Source organism: Alkalihalobacterium alkalinitrilicum (assembly GCF_002019605.1).
GTDB classification, from domain to species: Bacteria; Bacillota; Bacilli; order Bacillales; family Bacillaceae_F; genus Alkalihalobacterium; species Alkalihalobacterium alkalinitrilicum.
Window position 1 is genome coordinate 2,593,603 of record NZ_KV917368.1, and the last position, 11,892, is coordinate 2,605,494.

Annotated in this window: 10 protein-coding genes, 5 tRNA genes and 1 other RNA gene; 4 read left to right on the forward strand and 12 right to left on the reverse strand. The window is 35.9% G+C overall.

Annotated features, from left to right (window positions below):
• Nucleotides 1-71: 71 nt before the first annotated feature.
• Both BK574_RS12410 and BK574_RS12415 read left to right on the forward strand, forming a co-directional pair.
• Nucleotides 72-434, forward strand: coding sequence for a hypothetical protein (locus BK574_RS12410; RefSeq protein WP_075388713.1), 363 nt, complete (start codon nucleotides 72-74; stop codon nucleotides 432-434).
• A gap of 14 nt (nucleotides 435-448) precedes the next feature.
• Entirely contained in the window at nucleotides 449-934 is a 486-nt protein-coding gene (locus BK574_RS12415; protein ID WP_078428825.1) for a hypothetical protein, read from the forward strand.
• A gap of 55 nt (nucleotides 935-989) precedes the next feature.
• Here BK574_RS12415 and BK574_RS12420 read toward each other — a convergent pair whose 3' ends face one another.
• The 4 genes from BK574_RS12420 to BK574_RS12435 form a co-directional block, all read right to left on the reverse strand.
• The gene (locus tag BK574_RS12420; protein WP_078428826.1) at nucleotides 990-3,002 is read right to left on the reverse strand and encodes a peptidoglycan D,D-transpeptidase FtsI family protein; all 2,013 of its coding nucleotides are present in this window, start codon (nucleotides 3,000-3,002) and stop codon (nucleotides 990-992) included.
• Nucleotides 3,003-3,133: 131 nt separating this feature from the next.
• Nucleotides 3,134-3,312: non-coding RNA, 6S RNA (gene ssrS, locus BK574_RS12425), on the reverse strand.
• Nucleotides 3,313-3,395: 83 nt separating this feature from the next.
• Nucleotides 3,396-4,682 (reverse strand): MFS transporter, encoded by a 1,287-nt coding sequence (locus tag BK574_RS12430; protein WP_075388716.1) that lies wholly within the window; start codon nucleotides 4,680-4,682, stop codon nucleotides 3,396-3,398.
• Nucleotides 4,683-4,833: 151 nt separating this feature from the next.
• A complete protein-coding gene (locus BK574_RS12435; RefSeq protein WP_075388717.1) occupies nucleotides 4,834-5,445 on the reverse strand; it encodes a superoxide dismutase in 612 nt (203 codons plus the stop codon).
• Between the two features lie 276 nt (nucleotides 5,446-5,721).
• On the opposite strand from BK574_RS12435, the gene BK574_RS12440 reads away from it, so the two are divergent.
• Nucleotides 5,722-6,546, forward strand: a complete 825-nt coding sequence (locus BK574_RS12440; RefSeq protein WP_075388718.1) for an undecaprenyl-diphosphate phosphatase — start codon at nucleotides 5,722-5,724, stop codon at nucleotides 6,544-6,546.
• 55 nt (nucleotides 6,547-6,601) lie between these two features.
• On the opposite strand, the gene BK574_RS12445 is transcribed toward BK574_RS12440, so the two are convergent.
• The 5 genes from BK574_RS12445 to BK574_RS12465 form a co-directional block, all read right to left on the reverse strand.
• A tRNA-Ser gene (locus BK574_RS12445) sits at nucleotides 6,602-6,694 on the reverse strand.
• 39 nt (nucleotides 6,695-6,733) lie between these two features.
• A tRNA-Ile gene (locus BK574_RS12450) sits at nucleotides 6,734-6,810 on the reverse strand.
• Between the two features lie 5 nt (nucleotides 6,811-6,815).
• Nucleotides 6,816-6,891: transfer RNA gene (locus BK574_RS12455), tRNA-His, on the reverse strand.
• A gap of 22 nt (nucleotides 6,892-6,913) precedes the next feature.
• A tRNA-Met gene (locus BK574_RS12460) sits at nucleotides 6,914-6,990 on the reverse strand.
• A 9-nt stretch (nucleotides 6,991-6,999) separates the two neighbouring features.
• Nucleotides 7,000-7,075, reverse strand: a tRNA-Asn gene (locus BK574_RS12465).
• Between the two features lie 250 nt (nucleotides 7,076-7,325).
• On the opposite strand from BK574_RS12465, the gene BK574_RS12470 reads away from it, so the two are divergent.
• Nucleotides 7,326-8,132, forward strand: a complete 807-nt coding sequence (locus tag BK574_RS12470; protein ID WP_075388719.1) for a DUF1189 domain-containing protein — start codon at nucleotides 7,326-7,328, stop codon at nucleotides 8,130-8,132.
• Between the two features lie 34 nt (nucleotides 8,133-8,166).
• Here the strand turns inward: BK574_RS12470 and BK574_RS12475 are convergent, their stop codons facing one another.
• The 3 genes from BK574_RS12475 to BK574_RS12485 form a co-directional block, all read right to left on the reverse strand.
• Nucleotides 8,167-9,900: a methyl-accepting chemotaxis protein gene (locus BK574_RS12475; RefSeq protein ID WP_078428827.1), complete on the reverse strand. Its 1,734-nt coding sequence runs from the start codon at nucleotides 9,898-9,900 to the stop codon at nucleotides 8,167-8,169.
• 84 nt (nucleotides 9,901-9,984) lie between these two features.
• Nucleotides 9,985-10,623, reverse strand: coding sequence for an NfeD family protein (locus tag BK574_RS12480; protein ID WP_075388721.1), 639 nt, complete (start codon nucleotides 10,621-10,623; stop codon nucleotides 9,985-9,987).
• 391 nt (nucleotides 10,624-11,014) lie between these two features.
• The gene (locus BK574_RS12485) at nucleotides 11,015-11,887 is read right to left on the reverse strand and encodes a DUF1002 domain-containing protein (RefSeq protein ID WP_075388722.1); all 873 of its coding nucleotides are present in this window, start codon (nucleotides 11,885-11,887) and stop codon (nucleotides 11,015-11,017) included.
• Between the last annotated feature and the right edge of the window lie 5 nt (nucleotides 11,888-11,892).

Here is an 11,892-nt window from a genome sequence, read left to right on the forward strand (position 1 = left end):
CATCAGTGGAGAAGAGGAACAGCCTCACTGATGGAAGTTTCATTTTTTCTTGAGAGAGAAAGGGGATTTACATGGAAATCGTTATCATTGTACTTTTCGTCTTAGCAATAGTTCTAATCGTAGCTTCTTTATTTATGAAAGACCGTACAAAAGACCTTGAAAATCAATTAGATGGGTTTACAATGACTTTCATGCAAGAAATTTATCAACTCAAAAAAAAGATAACGATTTTAGAAGAAGAACTATTGTCTGGAAGCGAAGACACATTTCTTAATCAAACAATGAAAAAAAACACAACAAGTGGACTTATAAACGAAGTAGCTTCCTATTACGAAGCTGGTTATTCTATAGAGAAGATTGCAGAATTAACAACCCTTTCAGAAAATGAAGTCTTAGGATTGATTGCTTCTTATCAACGTAAAGATGGACAGTAGAAACGAGGGATAAAATGACGAAAAAGACAGTTCAAGGAATAGCAGCAGGCATTATTCTAGCTACCAGTATTTTTGCCTTTATGTACTTTTTTCAAACAACACAAGCTGAAATTGAACAAGAAGATATGGAAATACCAGAAATAGAGTTAAGTAGTGAAGAAATGATGGATATTTTAAAGGACCAAGGCTTTATTATTTTAGAAGAGGATGAATATCAACTTTTATTAAAAGGCAAAGACGAAGCTACTTCAAAAGACGACGAAGATATGGAACTGGAGCAACAACCTCATACGATTCATTATACAATTATCGAAATTCAAAGCGGAATGAGCAGTACAGAAGTTGCGAATTACTTAGAAAAAGTAAATGTTTTAGAAAACACCGATGCATTTTTAGAATTTTTACGAGACAATGATCTCACCCATCATATTAAAGCTGGAGAATTCGAATTAAACAGTACGATGACGATCGAAGAAATTGCGTTAGAAATTACACAATAAACTTTTTTATGAGAAAGAGGCTAACAACATTCTGTCAGCCTCTTTCTCATAACTATTAATCATTATTTTCTTCGTCTTCATCCACTGCTGGAGTATTTACCGATGGGCTTTGACGTCTTTCTTCTAACTCAAAGAATTTATCCATTACACCACTAAGTATGTTTCTGGAAATTGTTGCACTCGAATTTCTATTCATATTTGGTACAACAACAGCAACAGCCACTTTCGGATCATCATAAGGAGCATAAGCTACAAACGTTTGGTTATTCCCCCTATTATTTAAAACCTGGGCGGTACCTGTTTTCCCTGCTAGTTGATAAGGTTTATTGGCAAGAGCTCGACCTGTACCTCTTGATCCTACGATAACTTGCCTAAATCCTCTCTGAACATGTCGAATATGTTCATCGCTCATTTCGACACGATTCATAACAGATGGTTGAAATTGATTGACAACTCGACCTAGTTCTTCTTTTGATGAACCTGGTTCCCTTATTTCTTTTACAAGTTGTGGTTTCATACGATATCCATCATTTGCAATCGTTGCAACATATTGAGCTAATTGAAGTGGCGTATACGTATCGAACTGTCCGATTGCAAAGTCAAGTAAGTTACCTGGTTGTTGAACGCCACCATTAACCCCTAACCCTTCAGAAGGTAAATCAATTCCTGTTTCAACTCCAAGGCCGAATTGATTTAAATAACTTCTAAAATCTCCATAAGATCCAGCTAAGTCGTTCCAACAACATTGCGAACTATAATTAAACCCTGCCATTCTCATCACTATATGAAACATATAAACGTTCGATGACCTTTCTAATGCTGTAGTACTATTGATATTCCCCATAGTAGCGACAGAACGCTTCGTCTCTCCGCCCACTCGAATCGGTGCATCATGTATAATTGAATTAGGATTAATTACCCCCGAATGTAAACCTGCTAATACAGTAGCTCCTTTGATAGTAGAGCCCATCTCAAAAGACTTATTGACAACACCAAAATGATCAAAATCATTTCCTTCATAACCAGCCATTGCATAAATGTCTCCCGTTTTCGGATCCATCATCACAACATAAGCAGCCGGATCACGTAAATAGGCCCCACGATTTCCTTCCACTTCTCTACGAAGGATGTCCTCAACTCCTATTTGCAACTCCATGTCCACCGTCAGGACAAGGTCATTTCCTCTTTGTCCTAATTTTTCAATTGCTGTACCAACTACTGAACCACGACTTGTAATATTTTCGACCACAGCTTTTTGGCCTCTAAGCGCCTGTTCATACTGAAGCTCAAGAAAACTCGTTCCAACGATATCAGACCTGTCGTAGCCTCTTGATAAATAAAAGTCCAAGCTTTCTTTTGGAATCGACCCTGTTCGTCCAAAGAAGCTTTTGAACGTATTTTCATAGACATATTTTCTTGTGGCATCTGGTAAAATATCAACACCTGGTAATTCTGCAAGATGCTCAATGATCGAATGAGCTTCTTCTGTCGTTATTCCTTGTTTAATTCTTTGTGGCGCAAGTGCATACCCACGGTCCATTTCACGTTTAATTGCTAATACTTTCTTTTCTTCTTCAGTTATTTCAGAGAAGTCTTCATCCGTAATCCGCTTTAAAGTTAATTCATATTCCTCTGAATTGTCTAAACTCTTTCGCTCGTCTACACTAACTTTGTCTAGTGCTTGTTCACGCCTCGTCAGTATCCAAAAATCTTTCATATCCCGTTCTGTAATATTAGATGTTTCTAATTCAATTAAATGAGACAATTTTTGAGCGACTTCTAATTTTTCTCGTTCTGATGGACGCGGTGGCTGAGTATACGTAAGAGATAATTCTAATTCATTATCAACTACGATATTCCCATAACGGTCATACATTAAGCCTCTTGGAGCATCAATCCTTGTAGTGACATTACTCGTCCGTTCTAATTCTCTCGTAAAATCTTCCCCTTGAACGATTTGAACGACACCTAACCTTAGGATAAGAGCAGAGAATAGAATAAATACCGCAAAGAATAGTAAATTTAACCGCGCTGGGACATGGTTCTTTTTCTTTTTTTGATTTGTCATTTTTATTTCCTCTCTATAGAATAAACTTCATTATTGTACATGAAAATAGAAGCCAACTCAGAATAAAATGTCAGGCACCTTGAAGATGAGCTTAGACACTTATGAGTCAGCCTCTTGTTATTTTTTGAAATAGAAAACCCGCGAATGCCGTTGCCCTATTGTTTCAAGAACCTACACTCGTAGGTGGGTGTTCGCAAAACATTTTCCAACGTCCTAATATTTAGGCATGTTGTGCAATGTTAAATATAGAACTCCCTTTTTAAATCCACGGTTCGAAACAAGTAGAAGCTAACTAACACGGCAGGTTTGATGTTTATGTTTGTATAACTATTATATCATATTAAAATGTTATTTTAAAAGTTTAGATTTATTTTCCCATACTTTTTAACAAATTTAAACACTCGTACCCCCACTATCTCCTTCGCCCTTTTGTTGGCGAGAGAAACTATAAGTTTCTCCACCTTTATTAAGAGGGATTTTCACTTTTCTAATAAAGAAATAAATTAATAAGTGACCTGCACCTAAAATTAGAAATAGCCCTGGTATTCCATGTTCTTCATTAAAGATCGTAATAGTTAATATAAAGGCAAGTACTGAAGCAATCCTCCCTGAATTTAAAAATAATTCACGAACGACAATATATTCTACACGCATTTCAGCTGCCTTCCATCCTTTACCAATCACATCGTAAGTTAAAGATACATACGGAACGAGTAACATTGGATAGGCAATTGAAATAACCACAGCGTACATTATGAGCCTTGTAAAATTTAAATCCGTAATAATAATAAAAATCGCTAAGTACAAAATGGTACCACCAAGCAAAATTGCCTTCTTTCGAAAGGATGGCTTCATGAGACGTGTAGCTAAATAATAACACACAAAAGAAACCGCTGAAGCGACCAACCCATACGTACCTATAGCAAGTTCACTACCAGTAGCAATATACACCCATACAACTATTACAAAAACAAATGTCCCTTCTCTTAACCCTTGAAAAAAATGGGCGTGAAGAACATGCCTCCAATTATCGTTTCGCTTTCTCTCTTTTAATACCGTAAGAAAAGAGAAACTTCCTGAAGCTGGTCTTCGCTTGAGAAATAAACTAGTGATAACTGCAATAACAAATAAACTTAACGATATGCCAAAAATTATTTTATAACCAATAAGCTTTTCCATTCTTGTTATAATAAACCCTGCTAAAATAGGACCAATCATCCCAGCAAAAGACGTTAACAAGCCTAAAAAACCATTGAAAAAATCTCTAGTCTCAGGTTCTGTAATTTCAAATGTTAAGACATTAAAAGCTAACCAGTAAAAGCCAAAACCGATTCCTAATAATGACCCTAATAAAATCAAATACTGTGCTGCATTTTCACCTAAAAAAAGAACAGTAAAGAAGAAAACGGATAGGAAGCTAACTCCTAACCGCAGCACGATAACACGATCAATTTTTTTTGCCCACCTTCCAGCAAGAATAAATGTAATCGGCTGCATGACAACGGATGATAAATTATAAAGTGCAATATCAAGAAATTCTCCAGACTGCTTCCATAGATAAACATTTACAAACGTGTTGGATAACGCAATACTTAGTGCATATAATCCACCTATTGTTAATAACAATACTAAATCTCGATTTACTTCCACATCCCCGACTAATTTTTGCAACATTTTCATGCCGTCACTACACCACCTTATGTGTAGTTTGGCGATTTTGCATAGGCGTTATGCAACAAATTCTAGTGAACTGAGTAACCGATTGCTTTAGAAGGTTCTTTCAAATATAAAAAACACCGTTACCCCATCGGCCAACGGTGTTTCACTTATATTATTTAGCTTGGCTATAAAGCTTCGCTACTTCATCCCAGTTTACTACATTCCAAAATGCATTTATGTAGTCTGGACGACGATTTTGGTAATTTAAGTAATACGCATGCTCCCACACGTCTAAGCCTAGAATTGGAGTTTTACCTTCCATGATTGGTGAATCTTGGTTAGCAGTGCTCATCACTTCAAGCTCTCCATTGTTAACAACTAGCCAAGCCCAACCTGAACCGAAACGAGTAGCTCCAGCTTTAGCAAACTCTTCTTTGAAGCTGTCAAGGCTTCCGAATTTACTGTTGATAGCTGCTGCTAAGTCACCAGTAGGCTCCCCGCCACCGTTCGGGCTTAATAAAGTCCAGAATAATGAGTGGTTAGCATGTCCTCCACCATTGTTTCTAACTGCTGTACGAATATTTTCTGGGATAGCATCTAAGTTGCTAATTAGGTCTTCAATTGATTTGCTTGATAGCTCATCTTGACCTTCTAACGCATTGTTTAAGTTTGTTACATATGTGTTGTGATGTTTTCCATGATGGATATTCATTGTTTGCTCATCAATATGTGGTTCTAAAGCATTTGCAGCATAAGGTAATGCAGGTAATTCATATTTTGCCATTTTTCATTTCCTCCTAGATATTTTTAAAATTTAATTTGGAAAAATAATACTATACAGTTAATATATTTAAGCAACAGAAATGTTTACTAAGTTGCTCAATAATTACATTATCAGAAAAAACTTGATCTTGCAATTGATATGTATCTTGTATTTAACCGCATTCTTATTTAATCCACTTTATACTGTACCCTTATTTCAAAAATAGTAATCAAAATATACATATTTACCGGACAAACCCCATATTGTGAATTACGTATATATTAAGGGGGTGTATTATTGAACTGGGTTGAAGCATTATTATTAGGGATGATCCAAGGGATATCTGAGTTTCTTCCTATCTCTAGTTCTGCACATTTAGTAATCGCTGAGAAGATATTAGGAATTCAAATTTCTACGAGTAATTTAACATTCGAAGTCATTCTTCACGCAGCATCTTTACTAGCGGTTATCTGTTTTTTTTGGAGAGATCTATTGGATATTATTAAAGACTTTTTATCATACCTCTTAACAAAGGATCAGAAAGCGCAGGCAAACTATCGATTTGCATGGTTAATCGTAGGTGCGACTTTAATTACGATGGGAGTCGGAAAGGGAATTGAAGGGATAATAGGAACGAACATGACTCATTCCTCAACTATCGGTGCATCACTAATTGTAACTGGACTCTTTTTAATCCTAATTGAACATGGAATTAATGTTGGAACACGAACGGTAAAAGATATGAATTGGAAAGATTGCATTATAATCGGCTTTGGTCAAGCCCTCGCTGTTATACCAGGAATTTCAAGGGCAGGTAGTACATTAATCGTGTCCCTCTGGTGTGGTTTGGATAAAAAAACAGCTGTTCGATACTCATTTCTGTTATCAATTCCGGTTATTTTAGGAATTACCATTTTAAAAATTCCTGAATTAACTACAGAGACATTTTCAGGGATAGGTTTTGAACTCGCAATCGCCTGTATCGCCTCATTTATTTTTGCAATTATAGGAATTAAGTGGCTCATCCAAATGTTAAATCAAGCGAAACTCACATACTTTGCAATTTATTGTATTGCCTTAGGCGCAATCACGTGGATATTCCTAAAAGATATCCAAATATAAAGAAAAGCTTATGATTGAATTCATCATTCAATCATAAGCTTTAATATGTATAATATGGCGGAGGAAGAGGGATTCGAACCCCCGCGCGGTTTAACCCGCCTGTCGGTTTTCAAGACCGATCCCTTCAGCCGGACTTGGGTATTCCTCCGTGTAAAAACTTTAGTTTCTATTTCTAATATCATTTAAATGGTGGACCCTGTAGGACTCGAACCTACGACCAATCGGTTATGAGCCGACCGCTCTGACCAACTGAGCTAAGGGTCCATAAATGGGGCGGCTGATGGGAATCGAACCCACGAATGCCGGAACCACAATCCGGTGCGTTAACCACTTCGCCACAACCGCCATTTTATTAAATTAAGTAAATTGGTAGCGGCGGAGGGAGTCGAACCCACGACCTCACGGGTATGAACCGTACGCTCTAGCCAGCTGAGCTACACCGCCACAATAACTTGGCTCCACAGGCAGGACTCGAACCTGCGACCGATCGGTTAACAGCCGATTGCTCTACCAACTGAGCTACTGTGGAATAATAAAGACAAGAATTATTATATATCAATTCATCATTTTAAGTCAATACCGTTTATCGATGTTTATAATAAACGGTAAAAATGTAGTAACGAAGAGTAATATATCATAAAGTCCAAGTTATGACAAGAGATATGATCCAAAAAAACCGTTCACTTAATTGAAACAGAACATATCTTGTAGCATTATTACATATCTTGTAAAATGTACATTGGTGGTGCTACAAAAGGAAAAGGAGTAGACTCAAATACATGAACATTTTCAAACAGCTTATAAGAAGTTTATATTCACCTAAAGATATTGCCATATTTCGTTTTCAAGGCATCGGTAAAACGATATTTTATGTGTTTTTACTAATGGCTATTATTTCAATACCGAACGCAGTTAGCATATCTACGACTACTTACCAAGGAGTTAATTATTTAGCTACATCGTTACAAGAAGAAATTCCCGATTTTGCTTTACAAAACGGTGTTCTAACTTCAGATTTTTCATCTCCTTACATAGACGGAGATGAAAGTAATTTCTTCATTCTCGATTCGACTGGTGAGCTGACTGTTAATGATATTTATCAATACGATAATGGCTTAGCTCTACTTGAACGTGAAGCAGTAATAATGACTGACGGTATCGCGGAAACTATTCGATATCGTGATTTCGGTAACTTGAACCTAACGAAAGCGGAAATAAGCAGTTTAGTTACTAGTATTGCTGATGTCCTTCCTATCATTTTAAGCATTATATTATTATTATTGTACATTTTCATTACGGCTCTAAAATTTATTGGAATTACAGTATTAGCATTAATTGGATTAGTATTTAAGAATAAAGCGGGACTGAACCTAAAATATCGACACTTATGGATATTATCGGCCTATACCGTTACATTACCAACAGCCTTCTTTGCATTAACAGAATCGTTCGGTATCTTTATTCCATTTTCAATGTTCTTTTACTGGGCTATTGCTATATTCATGTTATACCGTGTGCTGCAATATGTTCCTAAACCAACCCCACGAAATAGTGCCGACATCTCCTCCCCTCCAACAACTGAGTAACGATTAAAGAGGCAGAACAAATTCTGCCTCTCCCTTATTTTTCTTTATTTTTTTTTACTTGAAAACCCGAAGTTAATTCCTGAAGACTTTTTGAAGTTTGGTATAATTCTTTTGATATTGTGTAGTTTTCCTTTGACTGTAACAATTGTTGATTAGAAATCGCTGTCATTTCTTCTGTACTTGCAAGGGTTTCTTGGGATATACTCGTAAAACTTACCGAAGCTTTCTCCATGTCTGGCAATACTTCACCAAGTGATGCTAACCCCTGCTTCATTTCGTTTAGTTTTACATTAGTATCTAAAATCTTTGTTAATAAAAAATGAAAGACTTCATTTGAATGATGGGCTACATCCGTATGCTTATCTACTTTTTGTAAAATCGAATTAAACTCATTGGCTGCATTTTCGGAAGTGAAATTCATCGACTGTATCGCTTTAGTAATTTTAACAGTTGCAGTTGTTGCTTGTTCAGCAAGTCTCCTCACTTCTGTAGCAACAATTGCAAATCCTTTTCCTGCTTCCCCTGCTCTCGCTGCTTCTATTGTTGCATTTAAGGCAAGAAGTTTTGTCTGCTCCGATATTTGTTTTATTAGTTCAACAATTCCGCTAATCTCTTGCGATTCTTCTTTAACTTTTGAAATGGTTTCATGAATAGCAATAAATTCACCATGTAACTCTTCCATAGATAATAACATATCACCAATCTGTTGCTTTCCTATCTGGGCATGATCATTCATTTCCTTTGAACTAATATTAACAACTTCTACTTGTTGTATTGCATGTGTAATATTTTGTTTCATTTTTTGAAAAGTCATGGTATTTTCATCCGAACTAACTGCAGTTTGCTCAGCACCTTGACCGACTACACGAATAGCTTCTAATAACTGACTGTTTGTATCTTGCACAATATTAGAAGAATGATCAAGGTCACTACTTCGCTGAAAGAGCCTATCAGTGGTCTTTTTCACTCCATCAATCATTGTATTCATTTGTTCAATCATTTGGTTATAACTTTTTATTAAAGAAACAATTTCTGGTGTAGTTGTTTTATGGTTTAGACTTTGACTTAAATCGCCCGTTCTTACTTTCCTCATCACAGCACGAAGAGCGGTTAACGGAAGGGTAATAGTACGAACAACGAAAAAAATTATAATGGAACCAACCATAATACTAACAACCACTGCATATTGAATAAATCTCCCCAATTGATAGATTTTATGTAAATAGTTATTGCTTGGTACTACAATGATTACAGTTTTTCGAATATCCTGCACAAAATCAAAAGCTAATGCATATTCAAAATCATTTATAGTCGTATAAATTAACCCATTTCCTTGATCAAGTATTTCTTCTATTACTTGTTCAGGAAAAACAATGGTCGTATGACGACTGACATTAAACGGTGATACCGTGCCAGTATCATCTATCGTAAAGAAGTCACCATTCAACCCTTCTTGAATTAATTCCACAGCTTGACCTCTTACACCATACTCAAACTGTTTGTTAAAACGCTCTTCATCAGAAATATAAGACAGCTTCAAGTACTCTGCCATTTCTTTTACAACTTTTATCTCCCTTTTCAACCTGTTTTCATTTGTCACGATGATAAGTTCTTTTGCTTGGTGATAACTAATTAGCCCAATTAATCCTGTTGAAATAACAATAACTGTTAAAAAAATAATTAATAATCGTGTACGTAACGAAAATTTCTGTAAAAATGGCTCTTTTTTTTGGATATCTTTTAACTTTTCTCTCTTCTTTTTCTTCAAATTTCACACCCCTCGTGTCAACCTAAATCAGATTATGACACTGGAGTGTTAACGAAATATAAATTTTTCGTTAAGAATTAATTATTATTCACTTTCTACTTTTTTTACGACAATTCGAGTACCGTCCACTGAAATAACTTCAATCATCGTACCTTCTGTTAACCAATTATTTTCACTTGTTGCACTATATTGCTTTCCTTCTACTTCAATCGTTCCAATAGGACGAAAAGGAGTAACCGCTTTCCCTCTTTTTCCTACCAAATCTTTATAATTATCATTAATTGAATTATATCCAAGTTCCCCAGTTAATCGATCTCTTAACGTCATTTTTGACCATAGTTTTCGAGATGGAAATACTTTAAGAAAAAGTAGCGAAGCAGCAGCACCAAGAACTAAGCCCATTGCCACTAACGCCCCGTATACAAAGCTCGGTGCAGGAACAGCTAATCCTAATATCATTAATACGATCCCAAGAAGCGCAATGGTTCCGTCACTGATGACTTTTCCATCGACTACAATTAATACAAGACCAGTAATGTACAATAAGATGACCCAAATTCCTGTTTCACCACCACCTAAATGATGTGAAAAATAAACAGCCATAATACCAATACCTAGAATACCGAAAATACCTTTGGACTTTACAAGCAGTTCACCAAATAAGAACAGAGTCCCTAAAAAAACAACGAGAAAGCCCATACTAGCAATATTAAGTATATCCATTAATCTCAACCCCCCCAATCACTTAAATATACGTACAAAAATAAAAGAAGTTTCATTTCAATTTTTGGTTAAACTATTTTTGAGGTGAAAATATGAAAAACACTAATAAAAAAGCTACTAACCAAACAAAACCTGCACAAACCACACTACAGCAACAACAACCTATTACTTCTAATGCCTTTTCAAACATTAAAACAAAGTCACTACTCATTTAAAATTGTACCAAAAGTGAAAGCAAATTACATACTACTTAAGGAGGTTCTAATTAAAAAGAGGAGGCTGACTCAATTTGAAAGTTTCTACCCCTCCCCACAATTCGTTGTTACTACTTATTCAGTAGCACATGTTGGTATCGGTCGGAGGAAGTAGACACTAATGAGTCAGCCACTCTTTATCTAAATAACCCTTTAATTGCATCAATAAAACGATTAAGGACATCTAACATCGAAGCAATAAATGATTGAGTATCTTCACGATTTAGAAAATCACCTAAATTGTCTCGAATTTTTCCAATTTGATTTTGTACTTGATTCCAATCAATATTTAAATCTTTTATTCGCATAAATAGAGAAACAAGGCCATTTAACTCCTCATCTGTTAAAGTAACACCCAACTCTTGAGCCACTCGTTGAATTAGTGCACGAAGATCATCTTCTGTCTCTACTGGGTTTTTAGCGATTTCCTCTTTAATACGATTCATTAACTCTGTTGCTTCTTCCATTCCAATACTTTCCGCAAGCTTACCTGTTCTAACCATTTCTTCGTTAGCAATTTGCTTCTGCTCTTCTGGAATGTCAATTTCTGCTGTAATTTCATAAGCTTTAATAATTCCAGTTAATCCCGCTGTACCTGATACTTCAAAAGGCGCCGTTACATAAATATCAGCATCCTTTACTCCTGCTGTTACAAGAGCATTCGCATACATCCCTTCAGAGACCCAGCTAATATTATTTGTTTCAATATTTAAACCAGATCCTGATTCTGTTAATGTAATCATAGAAGAAGAGATGGCACGCGTGCCTATTTGCCGAGCATTTACATAGTTACCTAAATACTGATGTTCCTCTTCATTTGTTACATATATAATTTCTACATCTGCTGGAGCACCCATTTCATTTAAAAGACTTTGACGCTGTTCTGCTGTTAAATCCTCTCCTAACGTTACAATCATATCTCCTGGCGCTGCATCAGCAACGACAATACTTGGTAAAAGTAATGATAGAATTAATAACAATGGAAGAAATTTCTGCTTCATCAATTTCATATAAC